Raw genomic sequence first — 26,547 nt, 5'->3', positions numbered from 1 at the left:
TTCAGTGACGCAGGATCAGCAGGATGCCAAGGGCGGCGATGAGGGCGGAGGCCGCGCGGTCGATCCAGGGCTTGGCCGCGAAATAGTGCCTCCGGATGGCCACGGCGGACAGGACCACGGCCAAGCCGAGATAGAACAGCAGCTCGACCGAAAGCGCCACCAGATAGACCGAGGCCGTGGCCCAGAAGCCGCGCAGACCGGGAAAGATCGACAGCAGGACCGAGGCGTAGAACAACCCCGGCTTCGGATTGGCAAGATTGAGGGCCATCCCGGCCGCAAAGCCGCGTCCCCTTGCCCCGGCCTCGGGCAGCGGATCGGCGGCGTGTCGCCACATCTTCGAGGCGACCCAGAGAAGATAGGCCCCGCCCAGGACATGGAAGATGGACAGCGCAAGCGGCACCGCCTCGAACAGCACCGTGAGGCCGAGCAGCGCTACGAGGCACCAGGCCGATGCCCCCAGTGCGAGGCCCAGCGCATAGGGGAGCGCAGCGCGCCGCCCCAGCGAGAAGGCCGCATGCGAGACGGCGACGATGCCGGGACCGGGCGAAAGGATGGCCACCGAAAGCGTCGTCACGAACAGGGCGAACTGGGCCAGGGTCACGCCCTCCACAGGTTCACTCGCCCTTGCTGGCGGCGATGTCGGGGGCGTCCACGGCCTTCATGCCCACGATGTGGTAACCGGCATCGACATGCAGCACTTCGCCCGTGGTGGCCGATCCGAGATCCGACAGCAGATAGAGCGCCGCGCGGCCCACCTCTTCCTGCGTCACGTTGCGCCGCAGGGGCGAGTTCAGCTCGTTCCATTTGAGGATGTAGCGGAAGTCGCCGATTCCCGAGGCCGCAAGCGTCTTGATCGGCCCGGCCGAGATCGCGTTGACCCGGATCCCGTCCTTGCCGAGATCCTCGGCCATGTAGCGCACGCTCGCCTCGAGCGCGGCCTTGGCGACGCCCATGATCATTGTAATGCGGCATCACCCGTTCGGCACCGTAATAGGTCAGCGTCAGGCAGGACCCCCCCTCGGTCATGAGGGCCGAGGCCCGCTTCACGGCCGCCGTGAAGGAATAGACGGAGATGTCCATCGAGGTCAGGAAGTTCTGCCGCGAGGTATCGACATAGCGGCCGCGCAGCTCGTTCTTGTCCGAGAAGCCGATGGCATGGACAAGGAAGTCGAGCGGCCCCAGCGCGCGGCCAGCGCCTCGAACAGGGCATCCATCGAGGCCATGTCGGCCACATCGCAGGGCAGCACGATGTCCGATCCGACCTCGGCGGCCAGCGGCGTCACGCGCTTCAGCAGCGCCTCTCCCTGATAGGAGAAGGCAAGCTCCGCCCCATGGTCGTGCAGGACCCGGGCGATTCCCCAGGCGATGGACTTGTCATTGGCGAGGCCCATGATCAGGCCGCGCCGGCCCCGCATCAGCTCGCTTGGCATCCGGCGCATTCCTTCCCCGGCGTCCCTCGCCGCGTCTGTAGGCCATCGTTCGGGGTCCATCAAGACCTGCCCGGCCCGGACCGGGCTTGTCAGGATGGGATGCAGGGTCTAGCCATGAGGAGGGCCGGGCGGAACGGTGAAGGGGGGGGCGACGTGACCGACCGGACAGGAATCTTTGCGGGCGACGATCCGCTGGATATCGCACGGGCCTGGATGCATGAGGCCGAGGCCTCCGAGCCCAACGATCCCAACGCCATCGCCCTGGCCACCGTGGATGCGGCGGGCATGCCCAATGTCCGCATGGTGCTTCTGAAGGCGATCGAGGGGGACGGGCTGACCGGCGGTTTCATCTTCTATACCAACTACGGCAGCACGAAGGCCACGGAGATCGAGGGGAACGGGCGCGCCGCCTTCGTCCTGCACTGGAAGTCGCTGCGCCGGCAGATCCGCGTCCGGGGTCTTGTCTCCCGCGTGGAGGGAGAAGCGGCCGATGCCTATTTCGCCTCCCGTTCGCTGCGGAGCCGGCTGGGGGCCTGGGCCTCGCGCCAGTCGCAGCCGCTGTCCTCGCGCGCGGCGCTGATGGCCGAAGTGGCGCGCATGGCGGCGCGGTTCGGCACCGATCCGCCGCGCCCGCCCTTCTGGGGGGGATTCCGCATCATGCCCCTCGAGATCGAGTTCTGGGCCGATGGGGCCTTTCGCCTGCATGATCGTTTCCGCTGGTTGCGCACAGCCCCCGGCGAATCCTGGATTGTCCATCGCCTGAACCCGTAAGGGTCAGCGACATCGACTTTTGTCAGGCTACCGGACAGGGAGGGGCGGGTATAGGTCAAGGCTCGGTTCGCTCGAGCCAGATTGCGAACGGTAGCAACAAGAACGCCGGCCCGCCACGAGGCCGGGATAACGAAGACCGGAACGATGACTGACAGTGATGATGCGCGACCCGTCGTGAAGGGCCATGTGAAATGGTTCGACCCTGCCAAGGGGTTCGGCTTCGTCGTGGCTGATTCGGGCGGTCCCGACATCCTGCTGCATGTCAATGTCCTGCGCAGCTTCGGGCAGGGCACGGTGGCGGATGGATCAGGCATCGAGATCGAGGTGGCCCGCACCGAGCGCGGCTATCAGGCCGTGGCTGTTCTGTCGATCATACCGCCGGCCGCGCCCCCGGGTGCAGGGCTGGCCGACCTCGCCGAGATGGACCCCGCCCTTCTTGCCGCACAGCCGCTCTTGCCGGCGCGGGTGAAGTGGTTCGACAAGGGCAAGGGCTTCGGCTTTGCCAATGTCTGGGGAGGCGAGGCCGATGTCTTCCTGCATATCGAGGTGCTCCGCCGGTCCGGCTTTGCCGATCTTGCCCCGGGCGAGGCGGTCGGGCTGCGGGTCATCGAGGGGCGGCGGGGCAAGCTGGCCGTCGAGGTGTCGGCCTGGGATGCGGTGCTGCGGGAGGCGAAACGGTGAGGCGGATGATCGGATGGGCGCTGCTCCTGACAGGGGTGGGCGGCACGGCATGGGCGGCTGACTGTGCGGAAGACCGCGTGACGCTGCGCGGATCCTTCGGCGAGGCGAGTTTCACGGTTGTCGTGGCCGATGACGCGGCCGAGCGGGCGCAGGGCCTGATGCATGTCGAGGAGATGGATCCCTTCTCGGGGATGCTCTTCGTCTACGAGGAGCCCCAGCCGGTCGCCTTCTGGATGGAGAACACGCTGATTCCGCTCGACATGATCTTTGCTGATGCGACGGGGACCATCACGCGCATCCATGCCGATGCGGTCCCGCTCGACCGCACGCCGATCCCCGGGGGGGATGCGGTGCAGTTCGTCCTCGAGATCAATGGCGGGATGGCCGCGCGGCTGGGCCTTGCGGTGGGGGATACCCTGCAGCATCCCGCGATCGGCCCCGGTGCTGCCGATCCCTGCGGCTGAGCCCGGCCGAAGACGCATCCGGCCGGCCTGACAGCCATTACCTGACAGATATCAGGAGAGCGGCTCCCACCGCACGCCGGCAGGTGGGATGGCGGCCCCGTTCCAGTCCACGGGGACAGGGTTGTAGTTGAACCAGAAGCGGTGCGTGGCCGTGTCGCGACGACGCAAGCCTTCGGGCAGGGGGTGGGTCTCGATGCCGGCCTGCTGGCAGAGCGATCCGATCATGCGGTCGAGCGCGGCCTCGTCCGGCCAGCCGCCCAGGTAATGCAGCCCCCCCGACCTGACCAGCACGGGCCAGCCCTCGCCGCAACATTCCACAACCTCGGCTGTCCCTTCGAGCTTCTCGCGCCAGTGGCGCAGCTCCCCTCCGGCCGGAAGCGCAACGGCGATGTCGGGCGGCAGGCTTTCCACCCGCGCCACGCGGATGTCGAGTCCGGGCAGGGCCGGGGGAAGGGGAACGGGGATGGCGAAGGACGCGGTCTTGGCATGGGTCCGCGGACCCAGAAGGGCGATTCCCCGATGCCGCGAGAGGCCCTCAAGCAGGGCCGGCGAAAGCGTCGCCACGCCGGGGGCGAGCACCAGCGGATAGGCCGACAGGTCGCCCCGGTCGGGCGGCAGGATGTCGATGTTGAGCCCGAGCCGGCGCAGGCTGCGATACCAGGCGAAGACGAGGCGGAAATAGTCGAAGTCGCGCCCCTGCGGCTGGATCCCCCAGGCCCAGGCGGATTCGTAGTCGAAGATCAGCGCAACGGGCGAAGGGCCGGTGCCGGCTTCGGGCATTGCGGCCAGTTCGCGGGCCAGCTGGGCCGCTTCGTCATGGGCCGGGGCGGGGGCGCTGTCGGGACGCAGCAGGCCCGCATGCATCTGCTCTTGCGCAAAGGGGGCCTGCCGCCAGCGGAAGTAGCAGACGGCCTCGGCCCCGTGGGCGAAGGCCTCCCAGGCCCAGAGACGGGCCATGCCAGGCAGGGGATCGGGATTCCAGGGCGCCCAGTTCACGGGCCCCGGCTGCTGTTCCATCACCCACCAGCGTCCGCGTCCGACACCGCGGTAGAGATCGTGATGAAAGGCCTGGAAGTCGGGGTCGCCCTGACGCAGGAATCGGCGCCGGTGTTCCGGCGAGGCCTCGAGCCGGTCCGACAGGAAGCCGATGGGATAGCTGTCCCAGGCCGCGATATCGAGATCGGCCCCCACCGCCCAATGATCAAAATCGGTGACCCGTCCCATGAAGTTGTGCGCGATCGGCGCATCCGAATGGCGGCGGATGATCTCGGTCTGGAGGCGGTTGAAGGCGGCGACCTCTTCGCTGGCAAAGCGGCGGAAGTCCATCCAGTGCGCGGGATTGGCCTCGGTCACGGTGAGATTGGGCAGGCCCACCTCGTCGAAGCTCGCATATTCCATCGACCAGAAGACGTTGCCCCAGGCCCGGTTGAGCGCCTGAGGAGACTGATACCGCCGCGCCAGCCATTCGCGGAAGGCGGACAGGGCAGAGGGGGAGTAGGACAGCACCGTGTCATGACAGGCATATTCGTTGTCGGTCTGCCAGGCCTGCACGCGGCGTCCATAGCGCTCCGCCAGGGCGGTCACGATCCGGGCGCATTCGGCGCGATAGCCGCGATGGCTGAAATCATAGTGCCGGCGGGAGCCGAAGCCGCGGGGGCGCCCTTCGGCGTCCACGGCCAGCATGTCGGGATGGCGGTCGAGCATCCAGCGCGGCGGCGTTGCGGTGGGGGTGCCGAGAATGACCCTGAGCCCCGCATCCTGCAGCGTGGCGATGGCCCGATCGAGCCAGTCCCAGTCGTAGCGGCCGGGCTCGGGCTCCATCCGGCTCCAGGCGAATTCGCCGATGCGCACCCATCTCAGGCCGATCGCGGCCATGCGGCGGGCATCTTCGGGCCACCACGCCTCCGGCCAGTGTTCGGGATAGTAGCAGACGCCGAGGGTGCGGATCATGGGGGCTCTCGCTCGCATGCGGTTCGGGCATGCCGTATCCCCCAGATCGGCTCCGGAATGAAGGCCTTGCGGGCCGCATGGCGCATGAGAGGTTGGGCGTCAGGGCAGCCGGAGCACCATCGTCGTGGCCGCGCGGAAGCCGAAGACGAGGCGCAGCAGGCCCGTGGAATGGTGCGCGACGGCGCGATAGCCGAGCCGTTCGTAGAGGGCGCGGGCGCGGGGATTTTCCTCGACCACCTCAAGACGCACCTCGCGGAAGCCACGCGCCTGGGCTTCCTCGGCGATGACGGCCAGGAGGGCCGTTCCCACGCCGCGCCCGCGCGCCTCGGGCACGACGGCCAGTCCGTCCATCAGGAAGCGGGCATTCTCGGTGTCGCGCGACAGAAGGGCCAACAGGCCGAGCCGCCAGAGCGCGCCGAAAGGGCCATAGACCGCCATCATCTCGGTGAAACTGCCGTTCACCAGGGCGCCTTCATGCGTCTTGAAGCCGGCGAGGCCGAGAAGGGTTCCCGTCTCGTCCCAGGCGCAGAAGACATGATCCGGGGACAGGACCGATTCGATGAAACGCAGGGCCCGGTCCCGGGGGCCGAGCGCGCGACCGAGCTTGCCGCCGAAGGCCTCCCAGTAGAGGGCAGCGAGGGCGGGGCGGTCGGCGTCGCGAAAGCCGCGCGTGATCCTCATGAGGGGGATTGTGATGGCTTGGCCGGCTTCGGGCAAGGCGCGCCCATCTGGCGGGCGATGGCCTCGGCGGCGTGCAGCTCCGCCGGCGTGTTGCAGGCCAGGAAGGGATCCGGACCGTCATCGGGGACGGGAAAGGCAACCGGGCGCGCCGCCAGGATGTCGGCAAAGGCCATGGCGCGCCGTTCCCCCCGCGCGAGCGTAGCGCGCAGGACGGCGGCGGCCCCGGTCGGCCAGAGCCCGATGACGGGATGGGGCTGTCCCGCCGAGGCGGCGATGGCGGGGCGCCCGCTTCGGTCAGGCGGGCAACCAGATCGGTCGGCAGGAAGGGGCGTCGCAAGGCACGGTCAGCACGGCCGGAGCGCCCACGGCCGCCGCCCAGTCCAGCGCCGCGAGCACTCCCGCAAGCGGACCGGGCCGGCCCGGCAGGGGATCGGCCAGCACGGGCAGACCGAAGGCGGCCAGGCGTCCCGGATCGTCATTGGCATTGATGGCGAGGGGCCCGGCCTGCGGCGCGATCCGCTCCAGAACGGCATGCAGGAGGGTCGCATCGAGGAAGGGGCGCAGGGCCTTGTCCCCGCCCATCCGCCGGCCCAGGCCTCCGGCAAGGATCACGGCGGGGGGACGTTCCATGCGCTCAGCCGCCAGATCAGCCGCCGGAGAGGACGCGCGTGGGGCGCAGATGACCCCCTTCGTAGAGGCCGATCGCAACCGCCCGTCCACCGGAGGAGGCCCAGGCCTCCTCTCCCCATTGCAGGGGGCGGGCCGGGATCACGGCGCCCGGCTGGCCATGGCGCAGCGCATCTTCTGCACCGGGGGCGCAGCGGCATTCCGGCAGCCCTGCCAGAGCCGATTCGAGCGGCAGCAGGCGCGCCTCGAGCGCCTCGGGATCGCCCTCGAGATCCTCCCATGTCGTGGCGCCGGCCAGCGTGAAGGGGCCGGACCAGAGACGACGCAGACGCTCCACATGCCCGAGGCAGCCGAGCACGCGGCCGAGATCGCGCGCGATGGCGCGGACATAGCCGCCCTTGCCGCAGACCATTTCCAGCTCTGCCCGGTCGGGATCGGGCACGCCGACGAGATCCAGCCGTGCAACATGCAGGGGCCGCGGGGCCAGTTCCGGGACATCCCCGCCGCGGGCCAGATCATAGGCGCGTTCGCCGGCGACCTTGACGGCGGAAAAGGCCGGGGGAGTCTGGAGGATGTCGCCCCGGAAGGGAGGCAGGGCCGCCTCGATGGCGGCAGCAGAGGGCCGGCTGGCGCTGGTGGCGGTGACGGTGCCTTCGGCGTCGTCGGTCGTGGTTTCACTGCCCCAGCGGATCGTGAACCGATAGCATTTGAGGGCATCGGTCACGAAGGGAATGGTCTTGGTCGCTTCGCCGAAGGCAATGGCAAGAAGGCCGGTTGCCGCGGGATCGAGCGTCCCGGCGTGCCCGGCCTTGGCTGCGCGCAGAGCCGACCGGGCCTTGTTCACCGCGGCGGTCGAAGTGGGCCCGGCCGGCTTGTCGAGGACCAGCCAACCCGAGACATCGCGCCCCTTGTTCCTGCGTCCCATGGGTCCTCCTTGCTGCGGAAGGCCCGCGCAGTAGTGCGCGCAGGCCCGGCGGTCAAGGCGGGGGCGCCGACGGGGGCGATCATGGCTCGGCCCAGATGCGGCCGATCCCGGTGATCGTCAAGGCGTGGGCGCCGACGGGGCGATCAGGGCGCGGGGGGCAGGGCCTCCTGCGCCAGGATGCCGACGATCGGCCCCATGGGCACTCCGCCGTCCGAACGTCCGATCGCCGGTGCATGCAGGCGGGACACCCGTCCATCGAGATAGAGCGCGTCGGGAAGGCCGAGGCCGTCGCGGAACAGACGCGCAAATTCCCAGAAGGTCACGGGGCGGCGGGACATGGCAAAGACCGCCCGGCTGCCATCGGACGAGGTGCCGACCCCGTTGCGGATGTTGCGGGAGTCCGAATCGGGCAGAAAACGCGGGTGGATCGAGCCATCGATCAGCAACATCGGGCCGGACTGCGTGGCAAAGTCGCAATGACGCGGTGCGGCGGCATAGGCCTCTGTTTCGATCACGAAGGCCCCTTCGGGGGCGATACAGAACACGCCGTTCGGGACCATCCCGAAATTGCCCGGACCGGGACCGGGGACGAGAGAGCGGATCTCTTCTCCGTCCTCGACATAGAGGCCTACGGGACTGCGGTCGGCATGATACATGCCGGCATTCATGGCAAAGGCGAGCGGACCGCGCGCGGCCTCGATGGCGGCGAAGCTGCCGAAGGGGCGGCCATCCGCATCATTCAGGAACAGGCGGATGCGTTCCTGTCGGGGGGCAGCCTCGCAGATCGTGTAGGGCATGTCCTCGAAGCGGATGTCCCGGCAGGTCACGGCCGCAGCCGGACCGGCCAGCACAGCCAGCGCGAAGGCGCCAGCAAGGCCTCTCGTCATGCCTCGGGATCCTCCGCAACATCGCGCCGGATACGGGGATCGGCAAAGAGGCGGCGGGCGGCGTCGAGGCGGTCGAAGCTTTCGTCCATGGCAAAGCGCAGGTCGGGCACATGGCGCAGCTCCACCCGCGAGGCGAGACGCCGGCGGATCTCGCCCTTGTGGCGGCGCAGTGCGGCGATGGCCGCCTCTGTCCCCTCTCCGCCGAGCGGCAGGACATGGGCCGTGGCCTGTCTGAGATCGGGCGAGACGCGCACCTCGCCCACCGTGATGGATCGTCCCGCGAGGGCGGGATCGTGGATGTCGCCCTCGGCGAGGATCTCGGAGAGGGCGCGGCGGATCAGTTCGCCGACGCGGAGCTGGCGCTGGGATGGTGCGGACATGGGCCGCCAGATAGGCCGCGCGCGCGCAGATGCCAAGCGTCGGAGTGCTGGCCGGGCGTCACCAGAGGCGCTAGGAGGGGCCGACAGCAGCGGAGGGACGGGCAATGGAGGATGTGCCGGGGATCGTCGTCACGGGGGCCTCGGGCCGCATGGGGCGGGTGCTGCTCCGCCTTCTGGCCGCGGATCCGCGCTGTCGCCTCGTCGGAGCGGTCGAGCGGGAGGGGCATCCCTGGATCGGCCGCGACGCGGGTGAGGCGATGGGCGGGGCACCCCTCGGCGTGACCGTCACCGACGATCCGGTGGAGGCCTTTGCCCGGGCGCAGGGGATCATCGACTTCACCGCCCCCGAGGCGAGTCTCGGTTTCGCGGCGCTGGCCGCACAGGCCCGCGCGGTTCACGTGATCGGCACCACCGGCTTCACCGAGGAACAGATCGCCCGGCTGGAGCCTGCCGCGCGGCATGCGGTGATCGTGCGGGCCGGCAACATGAGCCTGGGCGTCAACCTGCTTGTGGCGCTGACGCGAAAGGTGGCCGCGGTCCTGGGCGAGGAGTGGGACATCGAGATCCTCGAGACCCATCACCGGATGAAGGTCGATGCGCCCTCGGGAACTGCGCTGATGCTGGGCGAGGCGGCGGCAGAAGGGCGCGGGGCACGGCTGGCCGATCTGGCCGAACGGGGCCGGGACGGGATGACGGGGCCGCGCGGCCGGGGACGGATCGGATTCGCCAGCCTGCGCGGGGGCGACATCGTGGGCGAACATGACGTGCTGTTCGCGACCGAGGGAGAGAGGATCCTGCTGCGCCATGTCGCCACGGATCGCGGCATCTTTGCCCGCGGAGCCATCGCGGCCGTGCTCTGGGGGCAGGGGCGGGATCCGGGTCAGTATTCCATGATGGATGTTCTGGGCCTTGGCTGAAGGCGATCAGAAGTCCACCGCGCGGCCATTGCGTTCCCAGTCGCCGTAGCGGACCGGCTCGGGCCCGGCCGGCCCCCCCTTTTCCGGGGGCAGGACGAGGGGCTTTGCCGCGCGGCGGCGGGCCTCGGCCTCGGCCAGGGCACGCGTGCAGCAGCGGGAAGCGGTCGCGGGATCGGCTCCGGCAGGCAAGGGAAGCGGTCTGTCGGCGGGATCGTCGGCCATGGAACCTCTCCGGCTGGCTGCGCCTTGCAGGGGGCGCGGCTGGCACCTATAGCCCGGCCGCGTGGGGTGGGAAAGTCGCAGCCGCGGCAGGGGCGCGGCCCGGGATGCGCGGGCCGGAAGGGGAGCCTGGGGCGCATGACGGATGATCGTTGGGGCGGCAGCCGGAAAGGCCGGAAGGGCAGAGGACATGCCGGTTCCCCCCGGAGCGGCGACCGCGGCCGGCCCCATGTCTCACGTCGCGCTGCCCTGCGCCCGCCGGCATCCGATGGCGAGCGGGACCTGTCCGCCGATCCGGCCGGTCTGGCGCCGCGTCGCGCTGCCCTGCGGCTGCTCGATGCGGTCACGGGAGAGGGGATGCTCCTGTCCGATCCGCGTGCGGCCGGCCTTCTGACGGCGCTTCCGCCCGAAGGCCGGGCACGGGCCCGGCGCCTCGCCCTGGGCGTGCTGCGGCAGATGGGCCGGACCGATGCCTGGCTGGCCAGGCGCCTGCGCAGCCGCCCGCCCTTGCCGGTTCTCAATGTCCTGCGCCTGGCGGCCTGGGAGCTGGGCTCGGGCGAGGCCCCGCATGGTGCTGTGAATGCCGCCGTGACGATCCTGGCTTCGGCGCCGCGCTCCGCCGGCTACAAGGGCCTGGCCAATGCGGTCCTGCGGGCCCTGGCCGCCGAAGGCGCTCCGGCCTGGGCCGCCCTGCCGCCGGGCCGCCTGCCGGACTGGCTGCGCAGCCGGCTGGTGGCGGCCTGGGGGGAGCAGACAACCGCCGCCATCGAGGCCGTTCAGGAGCAGATCCCCCCCATCGATCTGACGGCAAGGGGCGATCCGGCAGCTCTGGCGGCACGCCTGGGGGGGCGGCTCCTGCCGACAGGGACGGTGCGGATCGGCTCTGGGCGGCAGGTCACGGCACTGCCGGGCTGGCATGAGGGCGCCTTCTGGGTCCAGGACGCGGCGGCCGCCCTGCCGGTGCGCCTGCTCGGGCCCCGGCCGGGAGAACGGGTGATCGATCTCTGCGCCGCGCCAGGCGGCAAGACGCTTCAGCTCGCCGCGGCGGGGGCGGAGGTGACGGCCGTGGACCTGTCTGCCGCCCGGCTCGAGATGCTGCGGGAAAATCTGGCGCGGACCGGCCTGCAGGCCCGTGTGATCCTGGGGGATGCCCTGGAGATCCGGCCGCAGGAATGGGACGGGGTGCTTCTCGATGCACCCTGCTCTGCCACAGGCACGATGCGCCGGCATCCGGACCTGCCCCGTGGCCCGAGACGGATCGGAGATCGCCGCCATGATCGAGCTTCAGGCGCGTCTGCTCGATCATGCGGCAGGGCTTGTCCGGCCCGGGGGGCGGCTCGTCTATGCCGTCTGTTCGTTGCTGCCAGAGGAAGGCGAGGCGCAGTGGAGCGCCTTCCTCGCCCGCCATCCGGGCTTCGTGCCCGAACAGGGGGCCATCTCCGGGGCTGATCCGGCCTGGCAATCCGCGAAGGGCTGGCGCACCCGTCCCGATCTGTGGCCTGATGGAGGGGGGGCTGGACGGCTTCTTTCTTGCGCGGGCCCGCAAGGTGCGGGCATGACGGCCGCCTGCGGGCATGTCCCTGCCGGCGGCCGGGGCGGAGGGCAGGCTTGACCGGGCAGGGGATCTTGTCGAGGACACGGAGACAGGCCTGGGCCGATCGCTGGTCGGCCCGGCGGGCCGCACTCCTGATCGCCCTGACCGGACCTTCTGCCATCCGCTGGCCAGAGCCACGCCTGGCCGGTGATCCCCGGCGAGGACGGTGGCTGCTGGAGGGACGCTGGCGGATCGGGGCCGAAGTCTTCGAGGCTCCGGGCATCATGCCATGGGATCTGGCCCCCGAAATGCCCGAGGCCGCAGCCCTTCACGGCTGGGACTGGCTCGATGATCTGGCGGCCGTGGGCGATGCACGCGCCAGGGCCCTGGCCCAGACCTGGGTGAGGGACTGGATCGCCCGCTACGGAAGGGGAACGGGGCCGGGATGGACGCCGGCCCTGTCGGCCGGGCGGTTGCTGCGCCTGCTCGGCCATGGGGCCTTCCTGCGCCGGGGGGCGGATGCCCTCGAGGAACCGGTCCTGGTGCGGGTCGTGGCCCGGGATGCTGCCTTTCTCGCCGGGCGCTGGCGCAGCCTGGCCAGGCCCGAAATGCGGTTCGCGGCCCTGACCGGCCTGATCCAGAGCGGCATCGCCCTGCCCGGGCGGAGCGCTTCCGTCGAGCGCATCGGCCGGTCCCTGGTCCGTGAGGCGAAACGCGCCATCGATGCGCAGGGCGGCACGCCGTCGCGCAACCCCGAAGCCCTTCTGGCCTGCGTCGGGCATATCCTCGACGCCTCGCATGCGATGACGGCCGCGGGTCGGCCTCCGCCGCCCGAACTGGCCGCGGCCGTGGCCCGGGCCGCCCCCGTTCTGCGGACCCTGCGCCATGCCGATGGCAGCCTGGCGCGGTTCCATGGCGGCGGGAGGGGTGGCGAAGGCGCACTGGAGCAGGTTCTGGCCGCCGCCGGCCGTCCCTCTGTCGGAGGCGGCAGGCCCCCTCTCGCGATGGGATATCTGCGCCTGGCAGCCGGTCGCACGACACTCATCGCGGACGCCGCTCCGCCGCCGTCGGGCGCGGCGTCCTGCACGGCCCATGCCTCGACCCTGGCGATCGAGGTGACATCGGGGCGCCGTCCGCTGATCGTGAATTGCGGACCGGGTCATGGCTTCGGGCGGGACTGGCAGCGCGCGGCGCGGGCGACCCGTTCCCATTCGGCGCTCGAGCTGGATGGGCTGTCCTCCTCGCGCCTCGGGGTCCAGCACCCGGGCGAGGAGGGCGCGCGTCTTGTCGAGGCGCCGCGGCGCGTCATCGCCGAGATCACCCCCCTGTCGCGGGGATTGCGCGCCGAACTGGCTCATGACGGCTGGCGCGCGAGCCATGGTCTGACCTGCGCGCGAATCCTGCGGCTCTCTCCGGACGGCAGCAGGATCGAGGGCGAGGATCTCCTGACGACCCTCACAAGGGCCGATGGCGAACGGCTTGACCGCGCCCTGTCCGGGGCTCGGGGCCTGGGGCTGCCGGCCGCGGTGCGCTTCCATTTCCACCCGGATGTGGAGGCCGAACTGGAGGATCATATGGTGCATCTCGGCCTGCCGAATGGAGAGCGCTGGGTGCTTGCTCAGGAAGGGGCTGTCGATGTGACGATCGAGCCGTCCGTCCATCTCGACCCGGGGGCCCTGCATCCCTATCCTGCCCTTCAGGCGGTGCTGCATCTGCGCGTTCTGGGGGCCAGCACGCGCTTGCGCTGGACACTGACCAGAAGCAAGGGCACATCCGGGGCTCTGCGGGATCTCGGGCCGGTCGGGTTCCGGGACGAATCCTCTGAGGAGGCATCAGCATGACCATGGATCTGCGGCCTGTCCGGCGTGCCCTGCTGTCGGTTTCGGACAAGACCGGGCTGGCCGATCTGGCCCATGCGCTGGCCCGCAAGGGTGTCGCCCTGATCTCCACGGGCAGCACGGCGGCCATGTTGCGCGCGACCGGGTTGACCGTGACCGAGGTGGCCGAGGTCACCGGCAGCCCGGAGATGCTGGGCGGCCGCGTCAAGACGCTCCATCCCCGGATCCATGGCGGCCTGCTCGCCCGGCGCGACGATCCGACCCATCTGGCAGAAATGGCCGCACAGGGGATCGAGGGGATCGACCTGCTGGTGGTCAATCTCTACCCCTTCGAGGCCACCCGGGATTCGGGGGCGCCCTTCGACGAGATCGTCGAACAGATCGATGTCGGGGGGCCGGCGATGATTCGCGCAGCGGCCAAGAACCATCGCGACGTGGCTGTGGTCACCGATCCGGCGGATTATGCCGCCCTTCTGGCGGAGCTGGAGCAGCAGGGCGGCACGACGGGGGCGTTGCGCCGCGCGCTGGCGCAGAAGGCCTTCGGACGCACGGCCGCCTATGATGCCGCGATTGCCGCCTGGCTGTCCGGCGATGCGATGGATGCCCCCTGGCGCGCCCTGGCCGGGCGGCTCGGCCAGCCGCTCCGCTATGGAGAGAACCCCCATCAGCGCGCCGCGCTCTATCTGACGCAGGAGCGGCGCTCTGGCGTCGCCACGGCCCGGCTCGTTCAGGGCAAGCCATTGTCCTACAACAATATCGCGGATGCCGATGCCGCATGGGAGGCCCTTGCGGAGCTGCGCGACACGGCCGCCTGCGTGATCGTCAAGCATGCCAATCCCTGCGGCGCGGCCGTGGGGGAAACGGTGGCAGAGGCCCATGCAAGGGCGCTGGCCTGCGATCCTGTCTCCGCCTTTGGCGGGATCGTTGCGGTCAGCCGTCCGCTCGACCGCGCAACAGCCGAGGCGGTGACGGCCGTCTTCACCGAAGTCGTCGTGGCCCCGGACGCCGATGCGGAGGCACGCGAAGTCTTTGCCCGCAAGCCGAATCTGCGCCTCCTGCTGGCTGGCGATCCGCCCGATCCGGCGGCGCCGGGCCTGACATGGAAGGCTGTCGCGGGGGGCGTTTCTCCTGCAGGATCGCGACAAGGGGATCCTGGAGAGGAACAACCTGCAGGTCGTGACGTCGCGGGCCCCCGACGAGGCCGAGATGGCCGACCTGATCTTTGCCTGGAAAGTGGTCAAGCATGTGAAATCCAACGCGATCGTCCTGGCCTCTGGCGGGGCGACGGTCGGAATCGGAGCGGGCCAGATGAGCCGGGTGGACAGCGTGCGCATCGCGACCTGGAAGATGGCCGAGCGGGCCGGTGAACGGACCGGACGGGTCGTGATGGCCTCTGATGCCTTCTTCCCCTTTCCCGATGGGGTGGAGGCGGCCGCCCGGGCAGGCGTGACCGCCGTGATCCAGCCCGGCGGATCCCAGCGCGATGCCGAAGTGATCGCCGCTGCCGAGTCGCATGGCATGGCCATGGTCCTGACGGGCCTGCGTCATTTCCGGCATTGAGGGCCCCCGCGATGGCCCGTCCGAAAGCCCCGGCCGCCTCTTCCCCGATCCGTCCGATGCTCTGGACGGCGCTGGCGGTCTTCCTGGCCGATCAGCTTTCGAAATGGGTCGTGGTCCATGCCCTCGATCTGCGCAACCGCTTGGAGATCGAGGTCTGGCCGCCCTTTCTCAATTTCCGCATGGCCTGGAACCGGGGGGTCAATTTCGGCCTGGCGGCCGGGTTCGACCTGCGCTGGTTCCTGATCGCGCTGGCGCTGGCCATTTCGGCTACGGTCGTCTGGTGGATGCGGCACGAGGGAGGGGGCCTGCGGGCGCAGATTGCGGCGGGCCTGCTGGTCGGCGGAGCGCTGGGCAATGTGGTGGATCGCCTGCTCTACGGGGCGGTTGCAGACTTTCTCAACATGTCATGCTGCGGCATCGAGAACCCCTGGGCCTTCAACATTGCCGATGTGGCAATCGTCGCGGGCGCGATGGGCCTTGTCCTGTTCGGGGGGCGGAGGGCGGATCCTCCGCGGCGCGGCCGCACGAAGAGCGGATGACGGGGGGCGCCGTCTGCGCTAGGAGGAAGGACATGAGGACGAGACTCTGGATCATGGGCGCTGTGACGCTCTTCCTCCTCGCAGCCTGTGGAGGCCCGCGGGGCAACTGGCGCGCCGAGATCGGCCTGCCGACCCCCAACCCGCGCGTCATCGAGCCGCTCCCGCCCCTGACGATTCCGACTCGGCTGGATCTGCCGCCGCCGGGCTGACCCTCGGCGATCCGTCCATCAATTCCGCGTATCCCCGCTTGCGGGAGAGGGCCCTCCCGTGAAAGCGTCCCCCCGTCGCCCGAGGGAGATCGCGATGCCGTTCCGAAAGCCGATCCTTGCCGCACTGATCTGCTGGCCGCTCGCCCTGCCTGCACAGGAGGTGACGACGGCGACGCTCGACAACGGCATGCAGATCGTCGTCATCGAGGACCACCGCGCGCCTGTCGCCGTGCACATGGTCTGGTATCGCACGGGTTCTGCCGACGAGCCGGTCGGCCGGTCGGGCGTGGCGCATTTCCTCGAACATCTCCTGTTCAAGGCCACGGACGACATGGAGGCCGGCGAGTTCTCGCGCGTGGTGGCCGAAAATGGCGGCACCGACAACGCCTTCACCAGCTACGACTATACCGCCTACTACCAGCGTGTCGCGGCCGATCGGCTCGAACTCATGATGCAGATGGAAGCGGATCGCATGAATGATCTGCGGCTGACGCCCGAGGACATTGCGACCGAACGGCAGGTGATCCTCGAGGAACGCTCGCAGCGGGTGGACAGCGATCCCTCTGCCATCGCGCGGGAACAGATGCGCGCGGCGCTCTGGCTCAATCACCGCTACGGGACACCCGTGATCGGCTGGCGCCACGAGATGGAGGCGCTCGACATGGAGGATGTCCTGCAGACCTATGACCTGTGGTATTCGCCCAACAATGCCATCCTGGTCGTGGCCGGGGATGTCGATCCCGCAGCGGTGATCGCCATGGCCGAAAGGCATTACGGGCCGCTGCCGGCCGAGCCCGACCTGCCCCCCCGGATCCGCGCGCAGGAACCGCCGCAACTGGCTGCAAGGCGGGTGATCTACGAGGATCCGCGCGTGGCCCAGCCCTATCTGCTGCGCAGCTATGTCGCGCCTGCACGCCGGACTGGCGACCAGAAGCAGGCCGCGGCGCTGCTGACCCTTGCACGGATCCTCGGGGGGTCGTCCTTCACCTCCGTCCTTGCCGAGGCTCTGACCTTTGACAGTGAGATCGCCCTGTTCACGGGGGCGGATTATGATGGCGTGGCGCTCGATCAGGGCACCTTCAGCCTCTCGGTCGTCCCGCGGCCCGGCGTGTCGTTGGCCGAGGCGGAGGCCGCGATGGATGCCGCGCTGGCCCGCTTTCTTGAGGAGGGCGTCGATTCCGGACAGCTCGAGCGGATCCGCGTGGAACTGGCCGCGGCCGAGATCTATGCGCAGGACCGCATCGAGGAACTGGCCAACCGTTATGGGGCGGCACTGGCCACGGGCCTGACCGTCGCCGACGTGAAGGCCTGGCCCGATCTTCTTCAGAGCGTGACGGCCGAAGATGTCATGGCTGCAGCACATGCGCTTCTTGACCCTCGGCAGTCCGTAACCCTCTGGGTTTCGAGTGGTGAGGAGACGACCCCATGATCCGCCTGCTGCTGGCCCTGACACTGATCCTCGGTGCTGCCGCAGCGCGGGCCGAGATCGCGATCCAGGAAGTCGTCTCGCCGGGCGGGATCCGGGCCTGGCTGGTGGAAGAGCATTCGCTTCCCTTCACGGCCCTGGAAATCAGCTTCCGCGGCGGGGCCAATCTCGACCGAGAGGGCAAGCGCGGCTCGGTCTATCTGATGACGGGTCTTCTGGAGGAAGGGGCCGGGGACCGCGATGCCCGCGCCTTTCAGGCCGCGCGCGAGGGACTGGGGGCCGTCTTCCGCTTCAGCGCCACCGATGACAGCGTGTCGATCTCGGCCTCCCTGCTGACCGAGACCAGGGACGAAGCTGCGGCGCTTCTGCATCAGGCGCTGGTGGCGCCCCGTTTCGATCCCGATGCGGTGGAACGGGTGCGCGGCCAGGTGCTGGCCGGGCTGGCCCATGATGCACAGGACCCCCGCATGATCGCCTGGAATGCGCTGGATGCCCTGGCCTTTCCCGATCATCCCTATGGCAGCCCCATCGAGGGCACGCCCGAATCGGTCGCCGCGCTGACGCGGGAGGATCTTCTGCAGGCCCATCGCGATGCTCTGGTGGGCGGACGCGTCCATGTCGCCGCCGTGGGCGACATCACGGCAGAGGAGCTGGGGCGCCTGCTCGATGACCTTCTTGCCGGTCTTCCAGCGGACGGGCCGCCGCTGCCCGAGCGGGTCGAGCCCGCCTTTGCCGGCGGGGTGACCGTCATCGATTACCCCACGCCTCAGGCCGTCGCCGTCTTCGGCCAGCGGGGCATCGCGCGGGATGATCCTGACTGGTTCGCGGCCTTCGTCCTCGATCACATTCTGGGTGGCGGCGGCTTCGAGAGCCGTCTGATGACGGAGATCCGCGAGCGGCGCGGCCTGACCTACGGGATCGGCACCGGCCTTGTGCCGCTCGAGTTCGGGGCGACCTGGGTGGGCTCGGTCGCCTCGTCCAACGCCACCATGGCCGAAGCCATCGCCGTGACGCGCGATATCTGGGCCGATGTCGCCGCCCATGGTGTGACCGAAGAGGAGCTGCGCGCCGCCAAGACCTATCTGACGGGCGAATATGCGCTGCGTTTCGACGGCAACGCCCAGATCGCCCGCATCCTGGTCGCGATGCAGATCCTGGGCCTGCCGACAAGCTATGTCACCGAACGCAACGCCCTGGTCGAGGCCGTGACGATGGAGGACATCCGGCGCGTTGCCGCCGAGCTGATGGACCCTGACCGGCTGACTTTCGTGATCGTCGGTCGGCCCGAAGGGCTGGAGTCGGGGCAGGGGGCCGGCGATGCGGAAGAGAGCGCTCCGGTATCCGGCGACCGTCCTCCGGCAGAGCTGCCGGCGGCTGCGCCTGGCGATCAGGGGTGACGGACGCCCCCTCTCGTCGAGGCGACGGGCCCCATGCTAGGACGAGGGCATGACACGCCCCCTTGTCCCGCCTCCGGCGTCGCCTGCGATCCGTCTGCTGGATCCTGCCGCGATCGACCGCATCGCTGCAGGCGAGGTCGTCGAACGCCCTGCCTCTGCTGTCAAGGAACTGGTGGAGAATGCCCTTGATGCGGGGGCTGCGCGGATCGATGTCGCCCTGGCCGAAGGCGGGCGGGCACTCATCCGCGTGGAGGATGACGGTTGTGGCATCCGTCCGGAGGAGCTCCCCCTGGCCCTTGCCCGGCATGCCACCTCCAAGACCGACGGGCGCGATCTTCTCGATCTCCGATTCTTCGGCTTCCGCGGAGAGGCGCTGGCCTCGCTCGCCGCCGTGGCGCGACTCTCCCTCACGAGCCGGGTCGAGGGGCGCGAAGCGGCCATGATCACCGCCGAAGGGGGGCAGGTCGGTCCCGTGCGGCCGGCCGCCCTGTCGCGGGGGACCGTGGTCGAGGTGCGCGATCTCTTCTTCGCGACGCCTGCCCGGCTCAAGTTCCTGCGCGGCGCACAGGCCGAACGGATGGCCGCGGCCGAGGCGTTGCGCCGTCTCGCGATGGCGGCCCCCGGCGTGGCCTTCACCCTGCGCGACCTGTCTGCCGGGGGCGAGAGGGTGCTCATGCGACTGCCGGCGGAGACGGGCGAGGAGGCCTTGCGGGCCCGCCTGGCTGCCGTGCTGGGGCGCGCCTTCGCGGACGGCGCCATCGCCATCAGGGAGGAGAGGGACGGCTTTCTCCTGACTGCTCTGGCCTCTCCGCCTGCCGAGGCACGGGGCGCGGCGGTCTCCCAGTATGTCTTTGTCAACGGACGGCCGGTAAAGGACCGTCTTCTGCTGGGCGCCTTGCGGGCCGGCTATGGGGATCTGCTGCCGGCCGGGCGCCATCCGATGGCGGCGCTCTTCCTCGACTGCGATCCCATGCGTGTCGATGTGAATGTCCACCCCGCCAAGGCCGAGGTCCGCTTTCGCGAACCGGACCTCGTGCGCAGCCTGGTGGTCGGGGGGTTGCGGCGCGCGCTTGGCGGCTTGCATGCCGCTTCCGGTCTGTCGAGGAGCGCGCTCGGGATGATGCGCCCCTCTGCCGCCGCGGTCGAGGCAGCCCGCGCGGCGCAGGCGCCCCTCGATCCGCGACCGTCCCTGCATTCTCTCCCCGTGCCCCATCAGCAGCCCGTGGCGATGCCCGGCTTTGCCGAGATCGCCCCGCCAGCCGCCCGCATCTGGGAAACGCCCGCCGACGCGCCTCCGGCGCCGAAGACCGACCATCCGCTGGGCGTGGCCCGGGCACAGATCCATGGCAACTGGATCCTGGCCGAGACGGCCGAGGGTCTCGTCCTCGTGGACCAGCATGCCGCCCATGAACGGCTGGTCTATGAAAGGCTGAAGCGCGAGGCCCGTTCGGGGCGCGTGGTGGTCCAGCCGCTGCTGGTGCCGCTTGTCGTCGATCTGGGGCCGGCCGATGCCGAAAGGCTGATGGCCGCTGCCGGGGATCTGGCGCAGGCGGGGCTGGAGATCGAGCCCTTCGGAGGCACGGCCCTTCTCCTGCGCGCCATGCCTGCTGCGCTCGGGGCGGCGGACGGGGCGGCCCTGCTGCGCGATCTTGCCGCCCTTCTGCCGGAGAGGCCCGCCGATGAGGCGCTGGAGACGCGGCTTGACGCCCTTCTCGCGCGCATGGCTTGCCATCATTCGGTGCGCGCCGGTCGCAGGTTGCGGCTGGAGGAGATGGATGCCCTCTTGCGCGAGATGGAGCGCACGCCGGGGGCCGGCGCCTGCAACCATGGACGGCCAACCTTCGTGTCCCTGTCGCTCAGGGACATCGAACGTCTGTTCGGACGACGCTGACGGACGCCGGAGAGCCGCGGAAGGATCGGGTGGAATGCGGAGTCCCGTGCCGTCAGGCCCAGGCCTCCCGTCTCGCAGAGCCGCCCTCCGCCGCCCCTTCGCAATCCATCTCCGCGCGCAACCGCCCGAGTGCGAGGCGCAGGCGCGATTTCACGGTGCCAAGAGGCAGGCCCGTCCGGGCCGCGATCTCGCTATGGGTCATGTCGGCCCAATAGGCATGCTCGACCATCCGGCGCTGGGCCAGGGGCAGGGCATGCATCGCTATGGCAAGGCGGTCGGCCTCCTGCCGCAGGGCGAGCCTGTCCAGCGGCTCCGGGTCGGCCTTCGGTCCCCAGGGCAAATCGTCAGGCGGGGGATGCCGGTCGCGCCGGATCAGGTCGATCCGCCGGTTCCGGGCGACCGTGAAGATCCAGGTGGTCGCGCTGGCCCGGGCGGGGTCGAAGAGATGGGCCTTGTGCCAGACGGCCGCCAGTGCTTCCTGCACGCAGTCTTCCGCGACTTCCGGTGTCGAGCCCGAGCGGATGAGGAATGCGCGCAGGCGGGGTGCGAAATGGCGGTAGAGGCGGGCAAAGGCCTGCTGATCCTGATGATCCCGGATCTGCAGCAGATCATCCGTCCAGGGGTCGCCGGTTTGCGCTGGGCCCGAGGGCGTGCGGTTCATGACAGGTCTCCCTCCGCTTGACCTGAGACGATACGAAGGGACATAGGGCAGGGGCGCCGGACCGTTACCTTCATGACCGCGCATCCCCCTGTGCAGGAATGCAGGGAGCCAGGCAGGGCAAGGAACCGGATCCCGATGCCCGGTGTTCCTCTGCCGGGAATCACGACCATCCGGCCCGTGCCGAGGGCGAAGTCAGGGGTCGGCGGCTGCACCGAAGGCGGGGCCACACAGGGAGGCCAGAATGGACATCGCAAGGGACAAGGTGGGCGAGCTGATCCTTCTGGCCCGCGAGATCGCCCAGGGAATGCCGGATGCCGAAGCCCAGTTCGACGGTCTGATCGAGGGAATGGACGAGGACGAGCGCGCCGATGTGGTTGCGCTGCTGTGGATCGGCCGTGGGGCCTTCGAACCGGAGGAATGGGACGAGGCCCGGCGCACGGCCATGGAGGAGGCAACCGTTCCGACCGCCGCCTATCTCAAGGGAAGCCCGCATCTGGCCGATCACCTGGAGGCGGGTCTCGAGGCCATGGGCATCGATCCGCGCGAAGCAGAGGACGATGCGACCCTGCCCGTCTGATCCGGCCCGTCCGGGGTGGACCCGGGGGGATTGCCGATGACTGACATCTCTCCGTTATTGCCTGACGATGCCTTCCCGCATCGGATGGCGAGGCCAGCCCCCCGGGACCCCCTCAGCAGCCAGGAAGGAGAGATCATGCGCAGGCCCCCCCTTCTTCCCCGTCTTTCTGCCGTGCTGATGGCCCTCTGGCCGATGGCGCTTGCCGCCGATGACCTGGCCCTGGTGATCGGCACGGGTGATTACGAGAACCTGCCCGATCTGCCCGCAGGGCGGGAGATGGCCCGGGCTGCGGAGGGGATCGCGGCGCTGGGTTTCGATGTCACGGTGCTCGAGGATGCGCGGGCCGCCGATCTCGCCCCGGCTCTCGAGACCTTCCTGCGCGCGGCCCCGGATGCAGACCGCCTGCTGGTGGCCCTGTCGGGACGCTTCGTCACCGATGGCGAACGAAGCTGGTATCTCACCCGCGAGGCGCCGTTGCCGGGACTTCTGCGGATCGATGGGCGCATGCTCTCGGTCGAGAGCCTGATGCTGGTGCTGGCGCGTGCCCCCTCCCGTGCGGTCCTGCTGCTCGGGGTGGAGCCGGGCGAGGGGAGGGCCTTCGATCCATGGCTGCAGGAGGGACTGGGGACGCTGGATGTGCCGCAGGGGGTGACGGTGCTGCGGGGCAGGCCCGAGGATGCAGCAGCCTTCCTCGCCGACGAGCTGGCCGTGGCAGGGGGGGACCGTCTCGCGTCTGGTGACCGCAAATGCAACCATCGAGCCAGAGGGCTATTTGCCGCGCGGCTTCGTCTTTGCACCGCCCGCCCCCCAGGGCCGCCTGCCCACCCAGGCCGAACAGGCCCAGGAAACTGCCGTCTGGCAGGGGGCTGTCGCCCTCGATACCGTGGCCGCCTACGAGAGCTATCTGCGCACCTATCCGAACGGCCGCTATGCCATCCAGGCGCGCGAGGCCATCGCCGCCATCCAGGACGAGCCCTTCCGCGCCGAAAGACTGGCAGAGGACAGGCTCGCCCTCTCGCGCGAGGAGCGGCGGGCCATCCAGCGCAACCTGTCGCTTCTGAACTTCGATCCGCGTGGCATCGACGGGATCTTCGGCCCCGGCACGCGGGGCGCGATCCGCAACTGGCAGCAGCAGAACGGTTTTGCGCAGACGGGCTATCTCGATGCCGATCAGATCGCTCGTCTGGAGGCACAGGCGGCCCGGCGCGCCGCCCAGCTCGAGGCAGAGGCCGAGCGTCAGCGCCAGGCTGCCGAGGCGGCCGACCGCGCCTTCTGGGAAGAGACCGGTGCCCGCGGCGACGAGGCCGGCCTCAGGGCCTATCTGGCCCGCTATCCCGAAGGCCTTTTTGCCGCGGACGCCACCGAGCAGCTTGCCCGCATCGAGGCGCGCAACCGTGCCGAGGCCGAGGCCGCCGACAGGGCCGCCTGGGACCGCGCCAGACAGGCGGACACGGCCGAGGCCTTCCGCGAATATCTTGAGGCCTTTCCCGAAGGGCGCTTTGCTGCCGAAGCCCGGGCCCGTCTCGATGCGATCCTGCGGCGGGCCGAGGAGGCGGAAGGGCGTGCCGCGGCCGAGGCGGCCGAGGCAGCGCTGGGCCTCAACACGCTGACACGGCGGGTGATCGAACAGCGCCTTGCGGCGCTGGGACTGGACCCAGGCGCCGTGGACGGCAATTTCGATGCCGGAACGCGCCGGGCCTTGCGCGCCTATCAGCGTGACCGCAGCCTTGGTGCGACGGGCTTTCTCGACGAGGCGACGCTGGTGCGCCTCCTGGCCGATACGCTGCAGCAGGCCCTCGATCGCTGACCATGGCGGCCCCGGATCGGGGGCCGCCAGGGCACGCCTGCATCAGGGCTGTGCAGGCACATAGCGCTCGAAGAGCAGCCGTGTCAGGACCTGCTGGCCCTGACCGAGTTGCCGGACAGCCACCAGATAGGTGCCCCGCTGCACCTGCGCGATCAGCCGACTGTCGAGCGACTGGCCATTGTCGTCATTATAGCCGATCTCGCGGCCGAAATCGTCGAAGAGCCGCAGCATCGGATCTCCCTGGCCGTTGGTCACCGCCTCGATCAGGACGATCCCTGCTTCGGGCACATCGAAGGACAGCCAGGTGGCGCGCTCGTCGGTGCTCTGGATGTCCGAGCGCAGGCGAGCACTCAGCAGGCCCAGATCGGTGACCGGATAGGATCCGTCCAGGGGGGGCGCCGCCTCGCCCCGATCATAGAGGGCGATCTGGGCGGCCAGCGGATCATAGGCGGACAGGCGAATCGTGATCGGCTGCGCCGTGTCCCGCAGGGCGTTCACCCCGATGCAGTAGCTGCCGGGCTGGAGCGGCATCGTCATGTCGATGCGCGCGTTGAGGCCGTCCCAGTCGTCGTTCTCGGCAAGCCAGTTGCCGGACTGGTCATAGAGGGTGATCACCGGATCGGCATCGGGGTTCTCGGCCGTGATCGACACCGCCGCCGGAGCGGCAAGCGTGAAGCCCCAGAACGGCACCTCCTCGGGGGAGGCGGTTTCGGTCACTCCTTCGGCGAGCAGGGAGTCGAGCGCCTGTCCGTCTCCCAGAAAGGTCGTGACTGTGGCGATGTCGCAGATTTCGCCGATCGCCCCCCCTGGCATCGGGTCTGCCCCCGGAATGGGGTCTTCGCTGTCGGTCGGAGCGGGTGGCGAATCGCTGCCGGGCGTCAGGGCTTCGTGCTCGAGCCGGCCGATGCGGACGAAACCGGTCATGGGCGAGCCGTCATAGCTGCGCACGGCCAGACAGTAACGCCCGGGTTGCAGGGTCGTTTCGGCCCGCGATGAGCCGTTGCCGCCCGAATCGTCGTCCGAAAGCAGGATGGAGCCGCTTTCGTCATAGAGGTCGATCACGGGATCGCCGGCCCCGCGGCCCTGCGCCTCGAGGCGGACATCGCTGGGGGCGCTGACCGTGAAGAGGGCGACATACTGGTTCCCCATCAGGATCAGCGCCATCTGCTCCATGTGGGAGGTGGCCGCTGCCACGTCCGAACGGGCCTCGCTGCCGCCGATCCATTGCCCTCCGGCGCTGTGCCCGCCGCAGAAATCCTGCGCCGTGACCGGCGCCGCAGCGCCGATGACGAAAGCTGCGGCCACGCCTGCCGCGACCCGGTCCGTTCTCATCGCATGGCCCCCGATTGCTCCTGCAGACAGCCTACGGGAGAGGCGGTCTCTGTGCCAGCGTTAAGACGCGTGCGGCCGGGGGACGATGGAGAATGGCACGGGGGAGAATGACACGGGCCGCCCCGGCATCACCGGCGCGGCCCCTGTCCTTAAGCTGCCGGACCCGAAGGGCCGGCCGTCGCGCTTCAGCCCTGGCGGGCCTTGTAGCGGCGCTGGGTCTTGTTGATCACGTAAACGCGGCCCTTGCGGCGCACGACGCGACAGTCGCGGTGGCGCAGCTTGAGCGAGCGGAGCGAGTTGGCGATCTTCATCGCGGCTCTCCTGTTCGCGGCGCAGGTCGCGCCTGGGGTTGCGTTCGTGCGGGCGGGCCCGCGGGAAGGAAATGGTGGGCGGTACTGGGATCGAACCAGTGACCCCTACGATGTCAACGTAGTGCTCTACCGCTGAGCTAACCGCCCCACCGCGGGCGCCCCCCGGAGAGAGCGCCATGCGGTGGGCGGTGGATAGTGGAGCCGGAGGGGGAGATCAAGGGCTTTCGGCATGGACGCGGCCCGCTATATGCTGACCGGCGCCCTGTCCCTGACCAAGAATTCCATTGCCCATGACCGAGGCTGCCTTCCATCTCACGAGGCCGCTGCGCAGGACGACCTCGGTCGTGTTCGCTTCGCCACATTCGGGGCGCTACTGTCCGCCCGGCTTCCTGTCGCGGACCATGCTCGATTCCCGGGCGATCCGGTCCTCGGAAGATGCCTTTGTGGACGATCTGTTCGATGTGGCGCCTCTGCATGGTGCGCCGCTGCTGGCGGCGCGGATCGCCCGGGCGGTCGTCGATCTCAACCGGGCTGCCGACGAATTCGACCCTGCCCTGATCGAGGGGGTGCGGCGACCGGTCCATAATCCGCGTGTGGCCTCAGGGCTGGGGGTGATTCCGCGTGTGGTGGCCGGCGGTCGACCGATTCATCAGCGCCGGATGCCGCTCGCCGAGGCACAGGCCCTCATCGACAGATGGTGGCGGCCCTATCATGGGGCTCTTGCCGCCCTTCTGGCCGAAAGCCACGCGCTGTTCGGAGAAGCGATCCTCATCGACTGTCATTCGATGCCGCGCGAGGCGATCGAGGTCGCCGGTCCGGTCGGCGGCGTGCGTCCCGATGTGGTGCTGGGCGATCGCTTCGGCGCGGCCGCCGCCCCGGCGATCGTGGAGCGGATCGCTGCTGCCTTCGAGAGGGCGGGGCTGCGTGTGGCCCGGAACATGCCTTTTGCGGGGGCCTACAATGTCCAGCATTACGGCCGTCCCACACGCCGTCAGCATGCCATCCAGGTGGAGATCAACCGCTCTCTCTACATGGACGAGCATCTGATCGAGCCATCGCGGGATTTTGCTGCCTTCCGGCAGATCCTGGCCGGCGCCGTTGCGGAGATTGCGGCGATCGGGCGGCCCGAGGGGCTGCCGCTGGCTGCTGAATGAGCAGCAGGCTGCAACAAGGCCGCGGGGGGCTGGGGGGCTGGGGGGGGATTGCAGGCCGGATGACGCCACGGAAGCCTGATGATCGAAAAAAAGTCCTTGCGCATGCCGGAATCACTCTGTAGAGAGTGCCTCCACGGTCGGACGGCGGCAGCACGATGTGGCGCCGACAGGTAGACCGGAGCAATGGCAAGCATGATCCTCGGGGTTCGCTAGGAAAGAGGCGGATTCAGGGGCTGTTTCCATCGCTGATGGCTCTTTGACAGGATTGGCAGATCGAAGGGGTATGTGGGCGGCTGGCCTGTTGGTTTTGGCGGGTTGGTTTCTTGCATATCTATGGCCTCTAGGGCTGGGCTGGGTGACTGGTCTGGTTCGATGATGA

26 protein-coding genes, 1 tRNA gene and 3 pseudogenes are annotated in these 26,547 nt (G+C 69.6%); 15 read left to right on the top strand and 15 right to left on the bottom strand.

The window, feature by feature from the left end:
- Nucleotide 1: 1 nt before the first annotated feature.
- From RUTHE_RS14965 to RUTHE_RS18740, 3 genes and pseudogenes are all read right to left on the bottom strand, one after another.
- Complete coding sequence (locus RUTHE_RS14965; RefSeq protein ID WP_051150498.1) at nt 2-601, bottom strand: LysE family translocator; 600 nt, start codon at nt 599-601, stop codon at nt 2-4.
- A gap of 13 nt (nt 602-614) precedes the next feature.
- Entirely contained in the window at nt 615-953 is a 339-nt protein-coding gene (locus RUTHE_RS18745) for an SDR family oxidoreductase (protein ID WP_425413953.1), read from the bottom strand.
- Nucleotides 954-1,017: 64 nt separating this feature from the next.
- Nucleotides 1,018-1,391 (bottom strand): annotated as a pseudogene (locus RUTHE_RS18740) (SDR family oxidoreductase); the annotation flags it as partial.
- Nucleotides 1,392-1,544: 153 nt separating this feature from the next.
- On the opposite strand from RUTHE_RS18740, the gene pdxH reads away from it, so the two are divergent.
- The 3 genes from pdxH (at nt 1,545) to RUTHE_RS14945 (ending at nt 3,346) form a co-directional block, all read left to right on the top strand.
- Nucleotides 1,545-2,201 carry a pyridoxamine 5'-phosphate oxidase gene (pdxH, locus tag RUTHE_RS14955; protein ID WP_021099333.1) on the top strand — a complete coding sequence of 219 codons (657 nt, stop codon included), beginning with the start codon at nt 1,545-1,547 and terminating at the stop codon, nt 2,199-2,201.
- Between the two features lie 144 nt (nt 2,202-2,345).
- Entirely contained in the window at nt 2,346-2,882 is a 537-nt protein-coding gene (locus RUTHE_RS14950) for a cold-shock protein (RefSeq protein ID WP_021099332.1), read from the top strand.
- A 5-nt stretch (nt 2,883-2,887) separates the two neighbouring features.
- Complete coding sequence (locus tag RUTHE_RS14945; protein ID WP_040646072.1) at nt 2,888-3,346, top strand: DUF192 domain-containing protein; 459 nt, start codon at nt 2,888-2,890, stop codon at nt 3,344-3,346.
- 51 nt (nt 3,347-3,397) lie between these two features.
- Here RUTHE_RS14945 and RUTHE_RS14940 read toward each other — a convergent pair whose 3' ends face one another.
- The 7 genes from RUTHE_RS14940 to rbfA all read right to left on the bottom strand — a co-directional run bounded on the left by RUTHE_RS14940 (nt 3,398) and on the right by rbfA (nt 8,796).
- Nucleotides 3,398-5,296 (bottom strand): beta-galactosidase, encoded by a 1,899-nt coding sequence (locus RUTHE_RS14940; RefSeq protein ID WP_021099330.1) that lies wholly within the window; start codon nt 5,294-5,296, stop codon nt 3,398-3,400.
- Between the two features lie 99 nt (nt 5,297-5,395).
- Nucleotides 5,396-5,977 (bottom strand): GNAT family N-acetyltransferase, encoded by a 582-nt coding sequence (locus RUTHE_RS14935; RefSeq protein WP_021099329.1) that lies wholly within the window; start codon nt 5,975-5,977, stop codon nt 5,396-5,398.
- Complete coding sequence (locus RUTHE_RS18735; protein ID WP_021099328.1) at nt 5,974-6,150, bottom strand: hypothetical protein; 177 nt, start codon at nt 6,148-6,150, stop codon at nt 5,974-5,976. The genes RUTHE_RS14935 and RUTHE_RS18735 overlap by 4 nt, the downstream gene beginning before the upstream one ends.
- Before the next feature lie 121 nt (nt 6,151-6,271).
- The gene (locus tag RUTHE_RS18730; RefSeq protein WP_021099327.1) at nt 6,272-6,607 is read right to left on the bottom strand and encodes an NTP transferase domain-containing protein; all 336 of its coding nucleotides are present in this window, start codon (nt 6,605-6,607) and stop codon (nt 6,272-6,274) included.
- A 16-nt stretch (nt 6,608-6,623) separates the two neighbouring features.
- Nucleotides 6,624-7,529, bottom strand: coding sequence for a tRNA pseudouridine(55) synthase TruB (gene truB / locus RUTHE_RS14925; protein WP_021099326.1), 906 nt, complete (start codon nt 7,527-7,529; stop codon nt 6,624-6,626).
- 143 nt (nt 7,530-7,672) lie between these two features.
- Nucleotides 7,673-8,416, bottom strand: coding sequence for a phosphodiester glycosidase family protein (locus tag RUTHE_RS14920; RefSeq protein ID WP_021099325.1), 744 nt, complete (start codon nt 8,414-8,416; stop codon nt 7,673-7,675).
- Entirely contained in the window at nt 8,413-8,796 is a 384-nt protein-coding gene (rbfA, locus tag RUTHE_RS14915; protein WP_021099324.1) for a 30S ribosome-binding factor RbfA, read from the bottom strand. The genes RUTHE_RS14920 and rbfA overlap by 4 nt, the downstream gene beginning before the upstream one ends.
- Nucleotides 8,797-8,900: 104 nt before the next feature.
- Here rbfA and dapB point away from each other — a divergent pair, with 104 nt between their 5' ends.
- Nucleotides 8,901-9,713, top strand: a complete 813-nt coding sequence (gene dapB / locus RUTHE_RS14910) for a 4-hydroxy-tetrahydrodipicolinate reductase (protein WP_021099323.1) — start codon at nt 8,901-8,903, stop codon at nt 9,711-9,713.
- Nucleotides 9,714-9,719: 6 nt separating this feature from the next.
- Here dapB and RUTHE_RS14905 read toward each other — a convergent pair whose 3' ends face one another.
- Nucleotides 9,720-9,935, bottom strand: coding sequence for a DUF1674 domain-containing protein (locus RUTHE_RS14905; RefSeq protein WP_021099322.1), 216 nt, complete (start codon nt 9,933-9,935; stop codon nt 9,720-9,722).
- A gap of 354 nt (nt 9,936-10,289) precedes the next feature.
- On the opposite strand from RUTHE_RS14905, the pseudogene RUTHE_RS14900 reads away from it, so the two are divergent.
- The 8 genes and pseudogenes from RUTHE_RS14900 to mutL all read left to right on the top strand — a co-directional run bounded on the left by RUTHE_RS14900 (nt 10,290) and on the right by mutL (nt 20,326).
- Nucleotides 10,290-11,491, top strand: a pseudogene (locus RUTHE_RS14900) (RsmB/NOP family class I SAM-dependent RNA methyltransferase).
- A 49-nt stretch (nt 11,492-11,540) separates the two neighbouring features.
- On the top strand, nt 11,541-13,307 hold the full coding sequence (locus RUTHE_RS14895; protein ID WP_021099320.1) for a heparinase II/III family protein: 1,767 nt from the start codon (nt 11,541-11,543) through the stop codon (nt 13,305-13,307).
- Nucleotides 13,304-14,864 (top strand): annotated as a pseudogene (gene purH, locus RUTHE_RS14890) (bifunctional phosphoribosylaminoimidazolecarboxamide formyltransferase/IMP cyclohydrolase). Before RUTHE_RS14895 ends, purH begins: the two are co-directional and overlap by 4 nt.
- An 11-nt stretch (nt 14,865-14,875) precedes the next feature.
- Nucleotides 14,876-15,403: a signal peptidase II gene (gene lspA / locus RUTHE_RS14885; protein WP_021099317.1), complete on the top strand. Its 528-nt coding sequence runs from the start codon at nt 14,876-14,878 to the stop codon at nt 15,401-15,403.
- Between the two features lie 32 nt (nt 15,404-15,435).
- The gene (locus RUTHE_RS16720; protein WP_021099316.1) at nt 15,436-15,612 is read left to right on the top strand and encodes a hypothetical protein; all 177 of its coding nucleotides are present in this window, start codon (nt 15,436-15,438) and stop codon (nt 15,610-15,612) included.
- Nucleotides 15,613-15,706: 94 nt separating this feature from the next.
- Nucleotides 15,707-17,041 carry a M16 family metallopeptidase gene (locus tag RUTHE_RS14880; protein WP_021099315.1) on the top strand — a complete coding sequence of 445 codons (1,335 nt, stop codon included), beginning with the start codon at nt 15,707-15,709 and terminating at the stop codon, nt 17,039-17,041.
- The gene (locus tag RUTHE_RS14875) at nt 17,041-18,435 is read left to right on the top strand and encodes a M16 family metallopeptidase (RefSeq protein ID WP_084465123.1); all 1,395 of its coding nucleotides are present in this window, start codon (nt 17,041-17,043) and stop codon (nt 18,433-18,435) included. The genes RUTHE_RS14880 and RUTHE_RS14875 overlap by 1 nt, the downstream gene beginning before the upstream one ends.
- 49 nt (nt 18,436-18,484) lie before the next feature.
- On the top strand, nt 18,485-20,326 hold the full coding sequence (mutL, locus tag RUTHE_RS14870) for a DNA mismatch repair endonuclease MutL (protein WP_021099313.1): 1,842 nt from the start codon (nt 18,485-18,487) through the stop codon (nt 20,324-20,326).
- A gap of 52 nt (nt 20,327-20,378) precedes the next feature.
- Here the strand turns inward: mutL and RUTHE_RS14865 are convergent, their stop codons facing one another.
- The gene (locus tag RUTHE_RS14865) at nt 20,379-20,987 is read right to left on the bottom strand and encodes a sigma-70 family RNA polymerase sigma factor (RefSeq protein ID WP_021099312.1); all 609 of its coding nucleotides are present in this window, start codon (nt 20,985-20,987) and stop codon (nt 20,379-20,381) included.
- Between the two features lie 241 nt (nt 20,988-21,228).
- Here RUTHE_RS14865 and RUTHE_RS14860 point away from each other — a divergent pair, with 241 nt between their 5' ends.
- On the top strand, nt 21,229-21,564 hold the full coding sequence (locus RUTHE_RS14860; RefSeq protein WP_021099311.1) for a DUF3775 domain-containing protein: 336 nt from the start codon (nt 21,229-21,231) through the stop codon (nt 21,562-21,564).
- A 736-nt stretch (nt 21,565-22,300) separates the two neighbouring features.
- Nucleotides 22,301-23,371 (top strand): peptidoglycan-binding domain-containing protein, encoded by a 1,071-nt coding sequence (locus RUTHE_RS16305; RefSeq protein WP_245542268.1) that lies wholly within the window; start codon nt 22,301-22,303, stop codon nt 23,369-23,371.
- A gap of 42 nt (nt 23,372-23,413) precedes the next feature.
- Here the strand turns inward: RUTHE_RS16305 and RUTHE_RS14850 are convergent, their stop codons facing one another.
- The 3 genes from RUTHE_RS14850 to RUTHE_RS14840 form a co-directional block, all read right to left on the bottom strand.
- Nucleotides 23,414-24,703, bottom strand: coding sequence for a DVUA0089 family protein (locus tag RUTHE_RS14850; protein WP_021099309.1), 1,290 nt, complete (start codon nt 24,701-24,703; stop codon nt 23,414-23,416).
- 185 nt (nt 24,704-24,888) lie between these two features.
- Nucleotides 24,889-25,014 (bottom strand): type B 50S ribosomal protein L36, encoded by a 126-nt coding sequence (gene ykgO / locus RUTHE_RS14845; RefSeq protein WP_021099308.1) that lies wholly within the window; start codon nt 25,012-25,014, stop codon nt 24,889-24,891.
- Between the two features lie 72 nt (nt 25,015-25,086).
- Nucleotides 25,087-25,161, bottom strand: a tRNA-Val gene (locus RUTHE_RS14840).
- A gap of 143 nt (nt 25,162-25,304) precedes the next feature.
- Between RUTHE_RS14840 and RUTHE_RS14835 the strand changes: the two genes are divergently transcribed.
- Nucleotides 25,305-26,168, top strand: coding sequence for an N-formylglutamate amidohydrolase (locus RUTHE_RS14835; RefSeq protein WP_021099307.1), 864 nt, complete (start codon nt 25,305-25,307; stop codon nt 26,166-26,168).
- The last annotated feature ends 379 nt before the right edge of the window (nt 26,169-26,547 follow it).

The organism is Rubellimicrobium thermophilum DSM 16684 (genome assembly GCF_000442315.1).
Taxonomy (GTDB): domain Bacteria; phylum Pseudomonadota; class Alphaproteobacteria; order Rhodobacterales; family Rhodobacteraceae; genus Rubellimicrobium; species Rubellimicrobium thermophilum.
The sequence above is the reverse complement of the archived record's forward strand: the minus strand, read 5'-3'. Positions and strand labels throughout refer to the sequence as shown.